Here is an 18,510-nt window from a genome sequence, read left to right as displayed (position 1 = left end):
ACCACAACTCAGCCTGTATTTCGCATCCCCGCGGCGATACCTGCCATGGTTACTTTAAGCGCCCTCTCGACCAATTCAGGCACTTGCCCGGAGCCCTCACTTTCGCGATCCCTTTTCAGCAGCTCCGCCTGCAAGTAATGCAGCGGGTCCGTGTAAGGGTTACGAACCTTCATTGAATGGGCGAATACTGGCTCAGCCTCGAGCAGATGCGTTTGTTGCTTCAGTGATTTCACCTGCTCAATACACATCAGAAGGCGGTTTCTGAGCTCTTCACCGAGCGGTAGCAATGACGGCTCTACAAGGGTTTGCTCATAATAGCTGGCAATTCGCAGATCTGCTTTGGCAAGTACCATCTCCAGCATATCAACGTAGGTCTGGAAAAACGGCCAACGCTCGCGCATTTCGCGAAGCATATCCATACGCCCTGAATTGGCGGCCTCCTCCAACGCCACGTCGCTGCCAAGCCAGCTGGGCAACATAAGACGCATCTGGGTCCAGGCGAAAATCCAGGGAATCGCTCGCAGGCTTTCAATGCCACCACCGACTTTCCGGCGGGCAGGACGACTGCCCAGGGCCAGCTTCCCCAGCGCCTGCTCAGGCGTGGCTTGACGGAAATAGGGTACAAAATCCGGGTTATCCCGCACCAAATCACGGTATGACTTCAATGATCGCTCTGTCAGCCAGTCCATGGTTTCACGCCAGGCTGGCTCGGGACCCGGCGACGGTGCCAGGGTCGCTTCGATAACTGCCGTGGTGTAGAGGGTAAGACTCTGTTCCGCCAACCGGGGCAGGCCGAATTTGAAACGGATCATTTCGCCCTGCTCGGTAATTCGGAAACTGCCATTAACGGACCCGGGAGGTTGTGACAGTATCGCGCGATTGGCCGGCCCGCCACCGCGGCCAACAGTGCCACCCCGGCCGTGGAACAAGGTCAGATGAACCCCGTAATGCCCGGCGACCTCCGTTAGCTTCTCCTGAGCCTGATATTGCGCCCAGGCAGCCATCATCTGACCCGCGTCCTTGGACGAATCCGAGTAGCCAATCATCACCTCTTGTCGGTCATTGCAATAGGTCCGATACCAGTCAATCTCATACAATGCCGTCATACTGGCCGGTGCGCCCGTGAGATCATCCAGGGTTTCAAACAACGGTACCACTTTCATCGGATGGGTCGTGCCCGCTTCCCGGAGCAACAGGATAACGCTGAGCACATCGGAGGGTTTACTGGCCATGGATATAACATAGGAACCCAGTGCTTCCGGTGTTTGTTCCGCCACCACAGCGCAGGTTGCGAGCACCTCGCGGACTTGCTCCGAAGGCTCCCACACCCTCGGCACCAGCGGGCGCCTGCTTTGAAGCTCTTTCACTAAAAAGGCCTGACGGTCTTCTTCCGGCCAGGACAGATAGTCCCCCAACCCGAGGTAGTCGACGATCTCGGCAACGGCTCCGGCATGGCGGGCGGCCTCCTGACGGATATCCAGGCGAATCAGGGGGAGTCCAAAGGTGTGGGCGCGACGAAGCGTATCCAGCAAGGGTCCATTGGCAACGACTTCAAGCCCACAGTCAACCAGGGATTGATAGCAAAGCTCCAGTGGTCTGGTGAGGTCTTCGTTCTCGAACAGAATATCGGTGCTATCGGCCGACTCCCCGTTTACCCGGGCCTCCGCCCAGTCGCGGGTCCTGATGAGACGATCTCGCAAACGGGCCAACACTACCCGATATGGCTCCCGGCACGCCCCTGCCACTTCAATTAGAGCTTCGTTAGCCTGCCACATTGACAACTCCGCTCGCAGCGACTGAATATCTCGCAGATACAGGTCCGCTGCCATCCAGCGACCGAGCAGGAAGACCTTGCGGGTGACTTCATGGGTGACATTGGGATTGCCGTCCCGATCCCCGCCCATCCATGACGCCAACCGGATCGGCGCCGCATCGTAGGGCAGCCCCTTACCCGTGGCCTGTGTCAGCGACCGATCAAGCCCCCGGAGAAATCTTGGCAACGCCTGCCACAGACTGTTTTCGATAACCGCAAATCCCCACTTGGCCTCATCAACCGCAGTCGGACGCTCGTATCGGATTTCGTCGGTATGCCAGGCCTCGGTGACCAGCTGCTGCAACCGGGTGATAACCTCCTCCCGCTCAGCGGGCAACAAGTCGTCATGATCGAGTTTGCTGAGACCATCGGATATTTCATCGTATTTCATGATCAGCGTTCGTCGCGCTACTTCCGTCGGATGCGCAGTCAACACGAATTCGATGTTGAGTTCAGCGACTCTTTGGTGCAACTCGTCCTGGCTTATGCCGTTTGCTCTGAGGCGCCCGAAGACATCGTCCAGGGATTCCACCGTCAAATCTGAAGAATGGCCACGCTTGCGACGCACGCCATGGTATTGCTCTGCAAGGTTGACCAGGTTAAGAAACTGATTGAACGCCCGGGTAACCGGCAGTAACTGGTCATCCCGAAGATTGCTGAGCAGGCTGACCAGGCGTTGACCGGAACCGCTCTCCTGTCGCCGGTCGGATTTCGCAGCCGCCCGGACTTCTTCAATCAGGTCAAAACATTCCTGGCCCGGGTGCTGGCGAATACTCTGGCCCAGCAAATCTCCCAACAGGCGTACGTTTTCTCTGAGGTCCGGGTGCAGTTCAGTCACAGGGCATCCTTTTAAATTGACGAAGACCAACGGTTATTACGATACTAAGGAACATCAAACCAAGTCCATTGCCCATTCGACTGCGGTCGTGAATTAAGTGAAACCGACGGTGATAGGCTTATTGGTTCAAAGGTTCTTTGTTGAAGAACCTCTTAAAGGAGCGTCCATGAAAGTCACTGATCTGCCCAAGCACTGGGAGAAGAAGAAAGAAACTGTAGAGCGGACACACGATTACAATCTCAGATTACCACTGGAGGATGCAGCGCGTCTGGCAGCGCTGGCGGAACTCTATCCGGATAGAAGCGAAAGTGACATTCTTAACGATATGATCGGGGCGGCACTGGACGATCTGGTGCGCCAGAGCCCGCTCAAAGACAAGCTGACAAAGAAGGATCAGTAATCCAGAAAGCCAGAATGGATCGGGGCAACCGTGCAGCCGGTGAGTAAAGCACCACCGGCCTGCCCCATTGATCAGGCGGCCGATTCGAGCTGGCGCGCTTTCAGTTTCTGGATATGCTTCTGGCTTAGACTGACAAATTTCGGGGTCAGACCCCGATCCTCGTAGATCTCGAAACCATCCTCATCGTAGGCAACAACTTTGGTGCCTTGCTGATAAGGGAAGCTGGTTTCCAGCTCATCCAGGGCAGCCGAGACAAGGTCCCGGATAAGGTCCTGGGATGACTTCATCGGATACAGGGCCGACAATTTCTCCAATCGCTGGTGATGCTGATCCGACAAGGCCGTAAAGTAGGCATCACGGGTCAGCCGACCGCGTGCATGCTTATCCCAGTATTTCACCAGATCCTTAATCTTCATGAGTAAAAAACTCCTGCTTTCTGCACCGGAAATGCCCGGTTAGCGACTCTGTGCGACTCGTGATCGCTCTCAACCACTGTCATTTAACTATTGTCACTCGAAGTGTAGACGAAGCCCACTACCCGGGGCCTGTTAAATGGTTACGGATTGTACTTATCAATACGCTGCTGTTTGCGCGACCGGTTCAGGTTGATCGCTTTTCGACCCCCTTCACGGACTGCCAGATCTCATCGAGTGCCTTGAGAGTTTCCTGTTCCATCTCCCTGCCCTCACTCGTCAGGCGGTGCTCGATAGCCCGGAACCGTGCCTCAAATTTTGCATTGGTTCTGCGCAACGCCTGGTCAGGATTTATCTTCATAAACCGTGCCAGATTGACGCATACGAACAGCAGATCCCCCAGTTCGTCTTCCACATCATCCTCAGCCGAGGGGTCGGTCTGCGCGTTTTGCCAGGCCTCTTTGAGCTCGTCAATTTCCTCGTGGAGCTTGTCAAATACGGGCTCCACGGTGGGCCAATCAAAGCCATGACGTGAAGCTCGACGCTGGAGCTTTTCGGCCCGCGCCATTGCCGGCAGGGTCCGGGCTATACCCTCCAGACGGCTCGGTGGGGAATCCGCTGAGTCCTGATTTGGTGCGCTTGCCCTTTCTTCGGCCTTGATACGTTCCCAGCTGGCGTTGATTTCCTCAACACCGGGGCGGTTGTCCGGGTCTACTTCACTATCGAGAGTGCCTTCCGGAAACACATGGGGGTGTCGACGAATCAGTTTTTGCACCAGGTTGTCGACGATGGAATCGAAGTCAAAATGGCCCTCTTCTTTGCCCATCTGACCATAGAAAATCACCTGAAACAGCAGATCTCCGAGCTCATCCTGGAGATGGGGGTAGTCAGCCTGTTCGATGGCATCGGCTACCTCGTGAGCTTCTTCCAGGGTATGGGGCACAATGGTGCGAAAGGTTTGCCTGAGGTCCCAGGGGCAACCCGTGCGCGGGTCGCGCAGGCGTGACATAAGATGCTTCAGATCTTCGATCGAGTAGGACATTGCATACTCCGGACTAGTGGCGTTTACGCCTGACCTCGAGAATATTGGGCAGATTCCGGATCTGGGCCAGCAATCTTGCCAGCTGCTCGAGACTGGAAATCTCCACGGTCACCACCATGGTGGCCGAGTTGTCATCGGTATTGGAGGTCGTATTCAGCGCCAGCACGTTGCTGCGGGAGGACGATAGTACCTGGGTGATGTCCCTGAGCAATCCGGACCGGTCGTAGGCCTCAATCTCGATATCCACGGGGTAGACTGCTTCGGGCTGGCCGCCCCAGTTTACTTCAATGATCCGGTTCGGCTCATACTCCGTCAGGTGCAGGAACGTCAGGCAATCCTGGCGGTGAACCGTTACGCCACGGCCAACGGTGATGTAGCCGCCAATCGGGTCGCCGGGTAGTGGTTTGCAGCATTTGGCCACCTGGGTTTTGAGCTTCCCCACCCCCTGGATCTGGATATCGGAGTCGGTGCCGTACTCCTTGTTGCGGCGTGCCGTGAGCTTTAAATCCAGCTGCTCGGTCCGGGGCTCGAGTATTTGTTGAGCGATATTGGCCACATGAGTCGGGCGCAAATCGCCAGCCCCGATCGCCGCAAACATATCCTCGGCGTTGCGTAGGTTGACCTTGACCGCCAGTTGGTCGAGGTCAAGATCGTAGATGGAAAGCCGCTTGAACTCATCTTCAAGAATGGCACGGCCATCCGCTATGTTACGATCGCGATTCTGCTCTTTGAACCAGTGGGTAACCTTGGCCCGGGCCCTTGAGGTCTGAATGTAGCCAAGACTGGGATTTAACCAGTCACGACTGGGGGCCGGGTTGTTGGACGTCAGGATAAACACCTGGTCACCGGTTTTCAGGGGGTAAGTTAGCGGCACGATGCGACCGTTCAGCCGCGCCCCACGACAGGCATGCCCGACTTCAGTATGGACCCTGTAGGCAAAGTCCACCGGGGTTGCACCGAGGGGCAGATCCACCACGTGACCCTCCGGTGTGAAGACGTAGACCCGGTCAGAGGCTATACCCCCTTTGACCTGGCCTTCAGTGCCGGACAAATCACCAAGGTCCTCCTGCCACTCCAGTACCTGGCGCAGCCAGTTGATCTTGGCATCGTAACCGGTGGACCGGTTGCCCTTATCCATGCCTTTGTAAAGCCAATGTGCACAGACGCCAAGTTCGGCTTCTTCGTGCATTTTATGGGTGCGTATCTGCACCTCCATGACCTTGCCTTCAGGGCCTAAAACGGCTGTATGCAGAGACTGGTAGCCATTTTCCTTGGGGTTGGCAATATAGTCATCGAACTCATTGGGAATATGGCGCCACAGGCCGTGGACAATACCCAGTGCGCCATAGCAGTCGCGGATCTCGGGCACCAGTATGCGCACTGCCCGGACATCGTAAACCTGGGAAAAGTCGATACCTTTACGGCGCATTTTCCGCCAGATACTGTAAATGTGCTTGGCGCGGCCCGCGAGATCTCCTTTGATGCCCGCCGCTTTGAGCTCAGCCCCGAGGGTGTCCAGCGCATTGCGGATGTAGCTCTCCCGGTCCAGGCGTTTTTCATCAAGCAGTTTGGCGATTTTCTTGTAGGCGGATTCATGAAGATAGCGGAACGAAAGGTCTTCGAGCTCCCACTTGATGTGTCCGATACCAAGGCGCTGGGCCAACGGGGCATAAATATCGAACACTTCCCGGGCGACTCGCATGCGCTTGTCGGAAGAAACATCCTTGACCGCCCGAATCGCACAGGTCCGTTCGGCGAGTTTGATCAGAGCTACCCGGACATCGTCTATCAGGGTGACCAGCATTTTACGAACGTTGTCCAACTGGCCCTGACTCTGGCCTAGCACGGCGCCTTTGAGCGGATGGTGAATGGCCGAGATGGCGGCCATCTGCTGCACACCATCAATCAAATCGGCGATTTCGTCACCAAATTCTTTCCGGATATCCGCCAATGGCACACGCTCTTCCCGAACCGCGCGGTAGAGTATTGCAGCAACCAGGCTGGCCTGGTCCAGGTGCAGCTCTACCAGCACCTGGGCCATTTCAAGACCGGTGCGAAAACTGCTGGAGCCCGGCGCCCAAAGGCGATCCTCACGAAAGGCCTGCAGGTCGATTTCGGCAGCTTTTTCGCAGGCACGCCGGAACTGGTCTACGTCAACCAGATTGGTTTGGGACTGGATCTGGCTCACCCAGCGCTCGATGTCGACCTGACCATCCGGTGTCAACGCGTAGTCTTCACGAACTTTTACCATGCCACTTCCATTTTGTCGCGGGACTGAAGAGCCATGCACCCACCCCTTCAATCCGTCGCTTTATTATGTTGACTCAGGCCCGCTCAAAAACGGCAATCGACTCCACATGGGTGGTGTGGGGAAACATGTCCATCACCCCGGCCCGAACCAGAGAATAGCCTTTTCTGACCAGCACTCCCGCATCCCTGGCCAGCGTGGCGGGGTTACAGGACACATACACGATACGCTTTGCCCCGAAGGCCGCCAGGTATTCACAGATCTCCTGGGCGCCGGAACGGGGCGGATCAATCAGTATCTTGTCAAAACCCTCAGCAGCCCACGGTTCCGAGGTGAAATCAGCCTGCAGATCGGCACCGCAAAAAGTGACATTGTCGAGCCCGTTCAGCGATGCATTTTCCCGGCCACGGACCACCATGGCGTCATCGCCTTCAACGCCGACAACCTGTCCTGCCCGACGGGCGAGAGGCAGGGTGAAGTTGCCCAGCCCACAGAACAGGTCCAGTACCCGGTCTTCTGGCTTGAGCTCCAGCCATTCGACGGCGCGTGCCACCATTTTCTGGTTGAGCTCAGTGTTAACCTGAGTGAAGTCCATCGGGTGGAACGTAAGGGTCAGATCAAATGCCTCTAATCGATAACTCAATCGCTCTTCGCCCTCTGCCGGCCAAATGCGATGGACCGTATCCGGCCCTTTGGGCTGCAGATAAATATGCAAATCATGGGTCTGACCAAAACCTACCAGTGCCTCATAATCCTGCCCCGACAGCGCTTCCATGTTGCGGAACACCAGTGCCGCAGCATCATCGCCGCAGGCGACTTCGATTTGCGCGATGGTATTGCGGGCCTCCAGCCCGTAGAGCAACGCCCGGATCTCTGTAATGCGCTCCCCGATCCGTGGGTCCATCACCACGCACTCGGTGATATCCGTGAGAAAGGTGTTACGTTTTTCACGAAACCCGACCAGCACCGAGTCCCGCTTGGGCACAAAGCGCACACCCAGTCTCGCCTTGCGCCGATATGCCAGATCTGGCGAGCGCATCGGCGGCTCCCAGTGCAAGGGTTCAACGCCCCCGAAATGCGCAAAGTTTTCACGCAGGGTCTGTTGCTTGAACTCTATTTGGGCGTCGCCGGTCATGTGCTGAAGGCTGCAGCCGCCGCACAGGTCGGCAAAATTACAGGGCGGAGTGGTCCGTTCAGGCGAAGCGGTCAGCACCTCTATGGTTCGCAGTTCATCAAATTTGCTGCGGGAGCCGACCACTTTGGCGACCACGGACTCTCCCGGCAGGGCGCCATCCACGAACTGGATCTTACCGTTCTGGTAAGCGATACCACGGCCATCGTGGCTCAGTTTTTCAATTTCACACTGAACCGGTTCGACCGGCAGGCTTTTCCTGCGTCGTCTGCTCATAACTCTTTCATTCCTGGGTGGCGATTGGCTGAATCAGGCACTGGGGAAAACACCCGTTGAGAGGTAACGATCACCCCGGTCACAGATGATGGCTACAATAACGGCGTTTTCAACCTGTTCGGACAACTGCAGTGCTGCCGCTATGGAGCCGCCAGAAGAGACGCCACAGAATATGCCCTCTTCCCGCGCCAGGGCCCTCATGCTGTCCTCTGCTTCCTGTTGGCCGATATCGATGACCTCGTCGACTCTTGCGGCATCAAAAATCTTGGGCATATAGGCTTCGGGCCAACGCCGGATGCCAGGAATAGAAGCGCCTTCTTTCGGTTGCAAACCAATTATCCGGACATCCGGATTGCGCTCTTTCAGGTATCGGGAGACCCCCATTATGGTGCCAGTGGTGCCCATGGAGCTGACAAAATGGGTAACTTTGCCCCCGGTCTGCTGCCAGATCTCCGGGCCGGTGGTGCGATAATGGGCCAGCGGATTGTCCTGATTGGCAAACTGGTCCAGCACAAAGCCCTTGCCCTCGGACTGCATGCGGCTTGCCAGATCGCGGGCACCTTCCATGCCGGCCTCCTTGCTCACCGAGATAATTTCCGCTCCGTAGGCCCGCATGGACGCCCGTCGCTCTTCACTGGCATTGGCTGGCATAATCAGCACCATCCGGTAGCCCTTGATAGCGGCGGCCATCGCCAGAGCTATGCCGGTATTGCCGCTGGTGGCCTCAACCAGGGTATCACCCGGCTTGATATCACCCCGTTTCTCCGCCTCCTGGATCATGCTGATAGCAGGACGGTCCTTTACCGAGCCGGCAGGATTGTTGCCTTCCAGTTTCGCCAGAATGATATTGCTGGTGCGGCCCGGCAACCGCTGCAGGCGCACCAGCGGGGTATGGCCGACGTACTCTTCTATGGTTGGGTAATGCATCGGATATTACACTCCTGGCAGCCGATTTCGGGGTGCGCTGTACACACTTATTCACAGGCACCCTGTGTTACACTCAGGCTTTGCATCATACGCGGATCAACCACAGTCTCCCAATACAGCTTACCGCTATAAAAATGACTGCGGGCTATAACCGAACCGGAGCAGAGGCACGGTCCGGATTTTACCATTCTGACAGGGACGATACCTGACCGGTACGGATTAAGCAGGTCGGGCGAAATCAGGAACCACGCCATGCGTCGTTGGGGCATTCGCAAGAAAGTACAGGTGGTGACTCTGGTACCCACCCTGCTGACCACATTACTGCTGGGTGTCTTTTTTACCTACAGCTGGGTCAGCAATATCGAGCAACTGCTTCACGACCGGGGCGATTCGCTATCCCGGCAACTTGCTGCCGGCGCTGAGTATGGCATGTTCACTGCCAATCGAAGCCTTCTCAACAGCCTTTCCAACGCACTACTGGAAGAAAAAGATGTCCGGTCACTGACATTTTTTGATGCCAATCGAAAACCGCTTCTCCACACCGGTCCCAAGCTGGAAAACCCGGTGGAAGCAGACCTGCTGAACTCCCCGAACACCTTTCGCCTGCCAGGTAACGACAGCACCCTGTTCCTGACCCCGGTTTACCTGCAAGATCTGATGCTGGAGAGCATGCTGGAGATGGAAGCCCGCCGCACCGCGCCCAGCGCTGTGAAACCCATCGGCTGGGTGGCAGTTGAAATGTCCCACCTGCGAACGGATAAGGAAACCTACAAAGCCCTGCTGATCAGCTTGCTGCTGATTATTGCCGGGGTAGGCATCAACGTTCTGATAGCACTGCGAATGAGCCGCTCATTTACCGACCCGGTGTTTGAGCTCAATAACGCCGTCGCCCGACTCAAGGAAGGCAAGCTGGACACCCGGGTCTACACCCGGGCAGGCCCCGAATTCGAGCAGCTGGAGTCCGGTCTGAACGCCATGGCTGAAGAGCTCAGCAAAGCCCAGGCCGAGATGCAGCAGAACGTTGACCAGGCCACGGAAGACTTGCGGGAAACCCTGGAGACCATCGAGATCCAGAATATCGAGCTGGACCTGGCCCGCAAGGAAGCACTTGAAGCCAGCCGCATCAAATCTGAATTTCTCGCCAATATGTCCCATGAAATCCGGACACCGCTGAACGGTATTATCGGCTTTACCGAATTACTGCTGAAAAGTCCGCTGCCCAAGCAACAGCGGGACCATCTGAACACTATCCGGAAATCCTCCGAGATCCTCCTGACCATCATCAATGACATCCTCGACTTCTCGAAAATCGAGGCTGGCAAGCTGATTCTTGACCGCGTGCCTTTCCAGCTCCGGGACATTGTTGAAGATGTGATGGTCATGCTGGCGCCAGCGGCCCATAGCAAAAATCTCGATCTGGTCCCGCTGGTTTACAACGATGTGCCTGACAACGTGGTGGGAGACCCACTAAGAGTCAAACAGGTCATAACCAACCTGGTCAACAACGCCATCAAATTCACCCAGACCGGTGAGGTGGTGTTGCGGGCCAGCCTGGAGGAAGAGAATCCCGAGACCCGACGAGTCACCCTACGCCTGAGCATTACCGATTCCGGTGTCGGGCTTTCCCGGGCACAACAGCAGTCACTGTTCAACGCTTTCAGCCAGGCTGACGCTTCAACCGCCCGTCAATACGGTGGCACCGGGCTGGGGTTAGTGATATCAAAGCGGCTGGTCGAGGAAATGGGTGGCAAAATCGGCCTCGAAAGCGAGCTCGGAAAAGGCTCCACTTTCTGGTTTACGCTGAATACGGAACTCTCCACGGCCAGCGACGGGGCCACTGCCCGGGATGCCCTCAAGGGTGAGCGTATTGTGTACCTGGAGACGCAGAAAACCACCGGTCTGTCGGTTGAGCATATGCTGCGGGATTGGGGAGTGGGTGTTGATCGTGCTTCCAGCCCCGCCGACCTGCTGGAAAAAGTCGAAATTGCCCAGCAGCAGCAAGCCGGTTACGCCGTCGCGATTGTGGGCATTACCCGTCACCTGCTTAACTCAAGCCAGTATGGGGAGCTGCTGAGAACCCTTGAAGTCGAGAGAGATTGCCGCTCGCTACTGATGACGCCAACACTGGAGACCCACGATAACGGCCTGTCAGGTCTTGCCAGTGGCCATATCACCAAACCCGTCTGCCGGGAGCCGCTTTACGATGAGCTGCTGATGCTGGTGCATGGTATCCACCCCCATGATCAGATGTTGCCACCCGTCGAACACGTTACCGGTGGCCGGGCATTGGTGTCACCTCGCGTGCTCGCGGTGGATGATAATGAAGCAAATCTGAAGCTCGTACTGACCCTTCTGAACGATTGCAACATTACCGCCGAAGGTGCCACCAGCGGCTTCGAAGCCCTGAGCAAGGCACGACAACAGGTGTTTGACCTGGTCTTTATGGATCTGCAGATGCCGGGCATGGACGGTATTGAAACCACCGAACGGCTGCGAAACCTGGATGACAAGCTGCACAAAACGCCGGTCATTGCCCTCACCGCCCACGCCCTGGCTGAAGAACAGGAGCGCTTGATGCAGCAGGGGTTCGACGGCTACCTCTCCAAGCCCATCAGCAGCCGGCAGCTGATGGATACCATTCGCGACTACACCGGTTTTAACTGCAGCAACACCAACGCCCAGGGGCCGTTTATTCCGGAGGTTCGGGATACCCGGCGCAGCCTGCGCCCCTCCACGCGCCAAAAGCAGAAAGCCTGCGTGGATGTAGAAGAAAGTATTCGCCTGGCTGCCGGCAAAACCGATCTGGCGGAAGAGCTGTTCAGTATGTTGCTGGTGCAGCTCCCGAGCGATGTGAAGGCAATACAGCGATTCTGGGCCGCGCAAAATCTGGAAGGCTTGCTGGAATGCATCCACAAACTGCACGGTGCTGCACGCTACTGTGGCGTGCCGGAGCTACGGAGTGCCGCGGGCACCCTGGAAACTGCCCTGAAACGCTCAACTGCAAATCTTGAAGAGGCAAAAAACGACGTCCTGGCCGCCATTGAGCGGCTGGACATCTGGAGTGAACAGACAGACTGGCAACATCTGTTTCGCGGCCACTCTGACCCAAAACGGACAAAGCGGTCGCCGTGAGCCTTCTCAGGCTGAGGGCGCCCGAGCGCTGTCAATTATCATCCGCATGTCCCGCACCGCGTCTTTCAACCCGGTGAATACCGCGCGCGCAATGATAGCGTGGCCAATATTCAGTTCGTTAATGCCAGGGATAGCCGCAACCCGTTCGGTATTGTGATAGTTCAGACCATGACCGGCATTGACAATAAGCCCCTTTTTACGGGCGTAGGCGACGGCATCAGCGATGGTCTTGAAGGCAGCTTCCACCGCCTCCGGGCTGTCTGCCTCCGCATACTCACCGGTATGGAGCTCGACTACCGGGGCACCACAGCGCACGGCCGCATCAATCTGCGCCGGGGCCGGATCAATAAACAATGACACCTCGGCGCCCAGGCGGGCCAGCCGTTCGCAGGCTTTTGCGATACGGGCCTCCTGGCCTTCGACGTCCAGCCCACCCTCGGTAGTCAACTCTTCCCGTTTCTCGGGTACCAGGCAAACGCACTCTGGCCGCACCTGCTCGGCGAATGCCAACATTGCATCAGTCACCGCCATTTCCAGGTTCATTTTGGTATTCAGCATCTCCTTGAGCAACAACACATCCCGCTCCTGGATGTGGCGCCGGTCTTCTCTCGGGTGAATGGTAATGCCGTCCGCTCCCGCCTCCTCCGCTACAAGCGCAGCCTGGACCGGGTCCGGATATCGGGTACCCCGGGCCTGCCGCAGGGTCGCCACATGGTCGACGTTGACACCAAGTAATACTCTAGGATTCATGGGATTCTCCTCGGCCATGACTGAAAAGGTTGCGGCTATGAAGGGGCCGGCCCTGCAGAAGGTGGTCGACCAGCACGCGCATCACACGCTTCGCCAGGCGCCGGCAGGCCAGGCGCTCGAGATCACCGGCTTCAAGCCCCAACAACACCTCGCCCGCCAGATTGTGCAGGCGGATGTCCGGCGAAACCGATGACACGATGCCCTGTTCCGGATCATAGCCGTAGTGCCGGCCGGGCTCTACGGCCAGCCCGGTGTCCGTGGCCCGCCCCCATTGGAAACCGAAGCCCATGGCGTCGGCCAGCCCACGCTCAAAACGCCGGAGTACTGGCTCGATATCGTCCGTTTCCGACAGCGCGCGCAAGGTTTCTATGTAGGCACCAAACAGATCGGGGCAGGGATCACCCGGGGGCAGTATCCGCTGCAGCAATTCATTGATGTAGAGGCCGCTATACAGCGCCCCGGTGCGGACCAGGCGGGGGCCGTGACGAACCTCCGTGTGGGTCAGGGTTTTCAGGTCACTGCGGCCCAGCCAATCCACAAGCAGAGGCTGGAAGGGCTGCAATTGAGCCTTGAGAGGGCTTTTAGCCGAGTTGCCACCCCGGGCCACCAGCGTCATGCGTCCGGCACTGAGGGCAAAGACATCAACCAGCAGGCTGGTCTCCCGGTAGGGACGTCGGTGCAACACGTAGGCGGGTTCCTGACTCACTGAACCCGACATGCTCACCTCAGAAGTCGTTCATTCCGAGGCTCTTGAGCGCCCGGTCACTGTCCGCCCAGCCCCGCTTGACCTTGACCCAAAGCCGCAGCATGACCTTGCTATCGAACAATCGCTCCATATCGAGCCGGGATTCCTGCCCGATCCTGCGCAGGCGGTCGCCCTTGTCCCCTATCACGATTTTCTTCTGGCCTTCCCGCTCCACCAGAATCAGCGCCGAAATATGCAGTGTCTTGGCATCCCGCCGGAACTCTTCAATCTCCACCGCGACCGAATACGGCAGCTCGGCACCCAACTGGCGGGTAATCTTCTCACGCACCATCTCGGATGCCATGAAGCGTTCACTTTTATCTGTAATCTGATCATCGGGATAGAAGTGCACACTCTCGGGGAGATACCGGCCAACCGCCTCTTCCAATGGCTTCAGATTGGTGCCTCGAAGGGCTGACAGAGGAATGACATCGGAGAAATTACGCTTCTTGGCAACCATGCTCAGGTGCGGTAACAGGCTGTCGCGGTTCTCAACCTTGTCCACCTTGTTGAGCGCCAGAATGACCGGGCACTTCAGACTCTCGAGTTTTTGCAGCACCATTTCATCAGCGGTGGTCCAGTTGGTCTGCTCTACCACAAACACCACCACATCGACATCAACCAATGCGGAGGTAGCAGCACGGTTCATGTAACGGTTAATAGCCCGGGGCTCTTCTTCGTGCATGCCCGGGGTGTCCACATAAATAGCCTGCACCGGACCCTGGGTCTTGATGCCCAGTACCTGGTGTCGGGTAGTCTGGGGCTTGCGCGATGTGATACTGAGCTTCTGTCCGAGAATATGGTTCAACAGGGTCGACTTGCCGACGTTGGGCCGCCCCACAATGGCCACAAAGCCACATCGACTATCGGGATTTTCCGGACGGGTGATGTCATTCATTACTCATTCTCCACGCCCAATGCTTTCAATGCATTACGAGCCGCTTGCTGTTCTGCGATACGTCGACTACTGCCGACACCGGCCGTTTTACGATCCAGGGACGGCAGTGCGCAGGACACGTGAAATGTCTGGGCATGAGCCTCCCCGTCAACGGATATAACATCATACTGGGGTAACGGAAACTGGCGCGACTGCAAATACTCCTGCAAGCGGGTTTTAGGATCTTTTTGGGTATCCTGAATGCTCAGCTTCTGAAGCCGCTGCTCAAACCAGCGAAGCACCTGGGTTCGACAGGTTTCAAAATCACTGTCAAGGTAGATTGCACCAATTATGGATTCGACAGCGTCCGCGAGAATTGATTCCCGCCGGTAACCGCCACTTTTAAGCTCCCCTGAACCCAAGCGCAGGTACTGGCCCAATTCGAACTCCCGGCCAATTTCCGCCAGTGTCACACCCTTGACCATTCTTGCACGCAGCCGACTGAGCTGGCCTTCCCGGGCATTTTCGAAGGTGAGAAAAAGTGACTCTGCGATCACCATATTAACAATGGAGTCGCCGAGAAACTCAAGACGTTCGTTGTTATCGTTACCATAACTGCGATGGGTCAGCGCCAATAGCAGGCGCGCCGGGTCATTGAACTGGTACCCGATACGCCGCTGTAGCTGATCCAGGTCCGGGGAAGAACTCACTGGCCGGTCATCGCATAACTGTGCTTGAAGTGAACTACCGCATCCACATTACTGACAAGGCCGGTTCTGACTTCATAGTCCACATCAATCTCAACCTGATCGCCGTCGGCTTTAACGGTAATGGCTTTGGCATCGAAACCACGCACATTATTCACGCTCAAGCGTTTGCTGATAAGACTGCGCACTTCCCCCACCGTCATTTTTGAAAGCCCCTTGGTACCGTCCAGACCCTCAAGTGCTTCCTGAATGGTGTAATCATCAAGGTAGATGGGGCCCAGCTTGATGCCCAGCGTCAGCAAGCTGCCAAAAAACAGCACTACGATCAGAATGCCAAGGGTCGAGGCGCCGCTCTGGGAGCGAACGGATAACCGGTTTGTATTTTTCATCTATTTATACACCCTTATTATTCAATATAGCCAACACGATCAAAGCTTGGCAGGCTGGTCAGCGACTTCCAGTGCATCCAGATCGCAAAGGCCTTTCCGACCACCAGTTCGTCGGGCACCATGCCCCAGAAGCGGCTGTCATTGCTGTTATCGCGATTATCGCCCATTACGAAATATTGATTGTCCGGAATCACCCACTCGCCCTCACCGGCACCATTGCGACGACCCATCGTCAGAAAAATTTCATGGCTGGTATCGGTAAGATATTCACGTCGTAACTCCACCGGCGGCAAGGAAGCCACAAACTCGGTCGGTACTTGCTCACCATTAATGAACAAGGTTTTGTCACGGTAACGGATGTGATCTCCGGGCAGACCGATGACCCGTTTGATGTAGTTGGTCTTGCCGTCTTCGGGGAACTTGAACACCATCACATCGCCGCGTTCGGGGTCGTCTATTGCGATCACCTTGTTTCCGGCCACCGGCAACCGCAGCCCATAGGCAAACTTGTTGACCAGTATGAAGTCCCCGACTTCCAGGGTCGGTAACATTGAGCCGGACGGAATCTGGAAAGGCTCCACCAGAAATGAGCGCAGCAGCAGCACAATTGCAAGCACTGGAAAGAACGAGCGGCTCAAGTCAACCAGGTACGGCTCTTTGGATGCCGCCCCGACCCCATCGGGGCCGGACGCAACGGCGGTGCCGTCAGTGGTCGTCCGGGCTTCGCGTCGGGCTCTCAGGAACAGCTTGTCCGCCAGCCAGATCAGGCCGGTGGCAAGAGTCAGTACGACCAGTATCAGCGGGAAATCAATATCCATCGAAACGTCCTAGTTTTCCATTTTCAGTACGGCAAGGAACGCTTCCTGAGGCACCTCGACATTACCCAGCTGCTTCATGCGTTTTTTACCTTCTTTCTGCTTCTGCAGCAGTTTCTTCTTCCGGCTTACGTCACCACCGTAGCACTTGGCGGTGACATTCTTGCGCAATGCCTTGACGGTCACCCGTGAGACTACCTGATTACCGATGGCGGCCTGAATGGCAATATCGAACATCTGTCGGGGAATCAGCTCTTTCATCTTCTCCACCAGTGCCCGGCCCCGGTAATGGGCCTGGTCACGATGCAGGATCAGCGCCAGAGCGTCGACTCGTTCGCCGTTAATCAGTACGTCCAGACGCACCAGGTTGGCAAGCTGAAAGCGCTTGAAATGATAATCAAGCGATGCAAAACCCCGGCTGGCGGATTTAATACGGTCGAAGAAATCCATCACCACTTCTGCCATCGGCAACTCGTACGTGAGCTGAACCTGACTCGACAGGAACACCATGCTCTGCTGGATGCCGCGTTTTTCTTCGCATAACGCGATAACCGCGCCGAGATGTTCCTGGGGCACCAGAATGTTGGCCTCAACAATGGGCTCGTGCATTTCTTCGACTGAACCAATATCCGGCAGTTGGGACGGGTTGGAAACGGTAACCGTCTCCCCCTGCTTGGTCACCACCTCATAGATAACAGTCGGCGCGGTGGTGATCAGATCGATATCGTATTCCCGTTCCAGCCGCTCCTGGACGATTTCCATGTGGAGCATCCCGAGGAAGCCACAGCGAAAGCCGAAGCCCAGGGCATCCGAGTTTTCCGGCTCAAAAAACAAAGAAGCATCGTTCAGCGTCAGCTTTTCGAGCGCATCCCGGAAACTGTTGTAATCATCCGAAGAAATCGGAAACAGACCGGCATACACCTGGGGCTTGACTTTCTTGAAACCCGGCAGCGCGCTGGTGGTGTTCGCAAACTTGTTGTGAACAATCGTATCACCGACGGGCGCACCGTGAATGTCCTTGATCCCTGTCACCACGAAACCCACGTCTCCGGTACCCAATGTCCCGGTCTCGGTGGGTTTGGGTGAGAATATACCGACTTTTTCGGCGGTCCATGTGCGCCCGGTAGATTTGATGACAATCTTGTCACCTTTGCGCAACCGGCCCTGTTTGATTCTCACCAGCGACACCACGCCCAGGTAATTATCGAACCAGGAGTCAATAATCAGGGCTTGCAAAGGACCATCAACATCCCCGGTCGGAGGCGGAACACGGCGAATCAGATCTTCCAGCACATCTTCCACACCCATGCCGCTTTTGGCACTGCAGCGGACCGCGTCAGACGCCGCGATACCGATGATGTCCTCGATTTCCTGCGCCACCCGCTCAGGCTCGGCCTGAGGCAGATCCATCTTGTTCAGGACCGGCACTACTTCGAGCCCCTGCTCAATAGCTGTGTAGCAATTGGCGACTGATTGTGCTTCGACGCCCTGCCCCGCATCAACAACCAGCAAGGCACCCTCACAAGCGTAGAGTGAACGGGAGACCTCATAGGAGAAGTCTACGTGCCCCGGCGTATCAATCAGATTGAGTTTGTACTCGAGACCGTCCACCTTGGAGGTATACAGCAGTGTGACGCACTGAGCTTTGATGGTGATGCCGCGCTCCCGTTCCAGATCCATGGAGTCCAGAACCTGCTCGGCCATTTCACGGTCACTCAGGCCACCACACATCTGGATAAACCGGTCAGCCAGTGTGGATTTGCCATGATCAATGTGGGCGATGATGGAAAAATTGCGGATACGGCTCAGTTCGGTCACAGACAATGGGTGCTCGTGTAAGACAAAAAATGCGTTCCTGACGGACCGGCTGGCCAGCCCGTCAGGGGTATGGAATCAGGGCTGGGATTTTACCGGTTGTGGGCCGCTATTGCCATGCTCACGATATCAGTGCCCGCTCATGATGCTGCACCAGAAACCCGATCAAAGCACCTTCATCCAATGGGCTC

General features: G+C 56.5%; 15 protein-coding genes. 2 read left to right on the top strand and 13 right to left on the bottom strand.

Annotated features, from left to right (window positions below; genetic code table 11):
- Nucleotides 1-8: 8 nt before the first annotated feature.
- Nucleotides 9-2,651, bottom strand: a complete 2,643-nt coding sequence (gene ppc, locus F6Y09_RS06835; protein WP_152206184.1) for a phosphoenolpyruvate carboxylase — start codon at nucleotides 2,649-2,651, stop codon at nucleotides 9-11.
- Between the two features lie 166 nt (nucleotides 2,652-2,817).
- On the opposite strand from ppc, the gene F6Y09_RS06830 reads away from it, so the two are divergent.
- Entirely contained in the window at nucleotides 2,818-3,051 is a 234-nt protein-coding gene (locus F6Y09_RS06830) for a hypothetical protein (RefSeq protein WP_152206183.1), read from the top strand.
- A 71-nt stretch (nucleotides 3,052-3,122) separates the two neighbouring features.
- Here the strand turns inward: F6Y09_RS06830 and F6Y09_RS06825 are convergent, their stop codons facing one another.
- From F6Y09_RS06825 to cysM, 5 genes are all read right to left on the bottom strand, one after another.
- Nucleotides 3,123-3,467, bottom strand: a complete 345-nt coding sequence (locus tag F6Y09_RS06825; RefSeq protein WP_152206182.1) for a pilin assembly protein — start codon at nucleotides 3,465-3,467, stop codon at nucleotides 3,123-3,125.
- A 184-nt stretch (nucleotides 3,468-3,651) separates the two neighbouring features.
- Nucleotides 3,652-4,506, bottom strand: coding sequence for a nucleoside triphosphate pyrophosphohydrolase (mazG, locus tag F6Y09_RS06820; RefSeq protein ID WP_152206181.1), 855 nt, complete (start codon nucleotides 4,504-4,506; stop codon nucleotides 3,652-3,654).
- 13 nt (nucleotides 4,507-4,519) lie between these two features.
- Nucleotides 4,520-6,757, bottom strand: coding sequence for a GTP diphosphokinase (gene relA / locus F6Y09_RS06815; protein WP_152206180.1), 2,238 nt, complete (start codon nucleotides 6,755-6,757; stop codon nucleotides 4,520-4,522).
- 73 nt (nucleotides 6,758-6,830) lie between these two features.
- Nucleotides 6,831-8,162, bottom strand: coding sequence for a 23S rRNA (uracil(1939)-C(5))-methyltransferase RlmD (rlmD, locus tag F6Y09_RS06810; protein ID WP_152206179.1), 1,332 nt, complete (start codon nucleotides 8,160-8,162; stop codon nucleotides 6,831-6,833).
- Nucleotides 8,163-8,195: 33 nt separating this feature from the next.
- Complete coding sequence (gene cysM / locus F6Y09_RS06805) at nucleotides 8,196-9,089, bottom strand: cysteine synthase CysM (RefSeq protein ID WP_152206178.1); 894 nt, start codon at nucleotides 9,087-9,089, stop codon at nucleotides 8,196-8,198.
- A gap of 252 nt (nucleotides 9,090-9,341) precedes the next feature.
- Between cysM and F6Y09_RS06800 the strand changes: the two genes are divergently transcribed.
- Nucleotides 9,342-12,221, top strand: a complete 2,880-nt coding sequence (locus F6Y09_RS06800; protein WP_152206177.1) for a response regulator — start codon at nucleotides 9,342-9,344, stop codon at nucleotides 12,219-12,221.
- 6 nt (nucleotides 12,222-12,227) lie between these two features.
- On the opposite strand, the gene pdxJ is transcribed toward F6Y09_RS06800, so the two are convergent.
- The 7 genes from pdxJ to lepA are packed head-to-tail and all read right to left on the bottom strand — an operon-like array spanning nucleotide 12,228 to nucleotide 18,322.
- Nucleotides 12,228-12,971 (bottom strand): pyridoxine 5'-phosphate synthase, encoded by a 744-nt coding sequence (gene pdxJ / locus F6Y09_RS06795; RefSeq protein ID WP_152206176.1) that lies wholly within the window; start codon nucleotides 12,969-12,971, stop codon nucleotides 12,228-12,230.
- A complete protein-coding gene (recO, locus tag F6Y09_RS06790) occupies nucleotides 12,961-13,689 on the bottom strand; it encodes a DNA repair protein RecO (protein ID WP_152206175.1) in 729 nt (242 codons plus the stop codon). Before recO ends, pdxJ begins: the two co-directional genes overlap by 11 nt.
- A gap of 7 nt (nucleotides 13,690-13,696) precedes the next feature.
- Entirely contained in the window at nucleotides 13,697-14,614 is a 918-nt protein-coding gene (era, locus tag F6Y09_RS06785; protein ID WP_152206174.1) for a GTPase Era, read from the bottom strand.
- Complete coding sequence (gene rnc / locus F6Y09_RS06780) at nucleotides 14,614-15,303, bottom strand: ribonuclease III (protein WP_152206173.1); 690 nt, start codon at nucleotides 15,301-15,303, stop codon at nucleotides 14,614-14,616. Before rnc ends, era begins: the two co-directional genes overlap by 1 nt.
- A complete protein-coding gene (locus F6Y09_RS06775; RefSeq protein ID WP_152206172.1) occupies nucleotides 15,300-15,689 on the bottom strand; it encodes a DUF4845 domain-containing protein in 390 nt (129 codons plus the stop codon). The genes rnc and F6Y09_RS06775 overlap by 4 nt, the downstream gene beginning before the upstream one ends.
- Before the next feature lie 17 nt (nucleotides 15,690-15,706).
- A complete protein-coding gene (gene lepB, locus F6Y09_RS06770; protein WP_152206171.1) occupies nucleotides 15,707-16,507 on the bottom strand; it encodes a signal peptidase I in 801 nt (266 codons plus the stop codon).
- A 9-nt stretch (nucleotides 16,508-16,516) separates the two neighbouring features.
- Entirely contained in the window at nucleotides 16,517-18,322 is a 1,806-nt protein-coding gene (gene lepA / locus F6Y09_RS06765; protein ID WP_152206170.1) for a translation elongation factor 4, read from the bottom strand.
- Between the last annotated feature and the right edge of the window lie 188 nt (nucleotides 18,323-18,510).

This window comes from Marinobacter changyiensis (assembly GCF_009193265.1).
GTDB classification, from domain to species: domain Bacteria; phylum Pseudomonadota; class Gammaproteobacteria; order Pseudomonadales; family Oleiphilaceae; genus Marinobacter; species Marinobacter changyiensis.
Note: the sequence above shows the minus strand (reverse complement) of the source record. Positions and strands in the feature narration are given on the sequence as shown.

Excerpts from the sequence above, each read along its gene's own strand:
- F6Y09_RS06775 (WP_152206172.1), bottom strand. The coding sequence starts at position 15,689 with ATGAAAAATACAAACCGGTTATCCGTTCGCTCCCAGAGCGGCGCCTCG.
- F6Y09_RS06825 (WP_152206182.1), bottom strand. The coding sequence starts at position 3,467 with ATGAAGATTAAGGATCTGGTGAAATACTGGGATAAGCATGCACGCGGT.
- mazG (WP_152206181.1), bottom strand. The coding sequence starts at position 4,506 with ATGTCCTACTCGATCGAAGATCTGAAGCATCTTATGTCACGCCTGCGC.
- relA (WP_152206180.1), bottom strand. The coding sequence starts at position 6,757 with ATGGTAAAAGTTCGTGAAGACTACGCGTTGACACCGGATGGTCAGGTC.
- F6Y09_RS06830 (WP_152206183.1), top strand. The coding sequence starts at position 2,818 with ATGAAAGTCACTGATCTGCCCAAGCACTGGGAGAAGAAGAAAGAAACT.
- F6Y09_RS06800 (WP_152206177.1), top strand. The coding sequence starts at position 9,342 with ATGCGTCGTTGGGGCATTCGCAAGAAAGTACAGGTGGTGACTCTGGTA.
- rlmD (WP_152206179.1), bottom strand. The coding sequence starts at position 8,162 with ATGAGCAGACGACGCAGGAAAAGCCTGCCGGTCGAACCGGTTCAGTGT.
- pdxJ (WP_152206176.1), bottom strand. The coding sequence starts at position 12,971 with ATGAATCCTAGAGTATTACTTGGTGTCAACGTCGACCATGTGGCGACC.
- recO (WP_152206175.1), bottom strand. The coding sequence starts at position 13,689 with ATGTCGGGTTCAGTGAGTCAGGAACCCGCCTACGTGTTGCACCGACGT.
- era (WP_152206174.1), bottom strand. The coding sequence starts at position 14,614 with ATGAATGACATCACCCGTCCGGAAAATCCCGATAGTCGATGTGGCTTT.
- cysM (WP_152206178.1), bottom strand. The coding sequence starts at position 9,089 with ATGCATTACCCAACCATAGAAGAGTACGTCGGCCATACCCCGCTGGTG.
- lepB (WP_152206171.1), bottom strand. The coding sequence starts at position 16,507 with ATGGATATTGATTTCCCGCTGATACTGGTCGTACTGACTCTTGCCACC.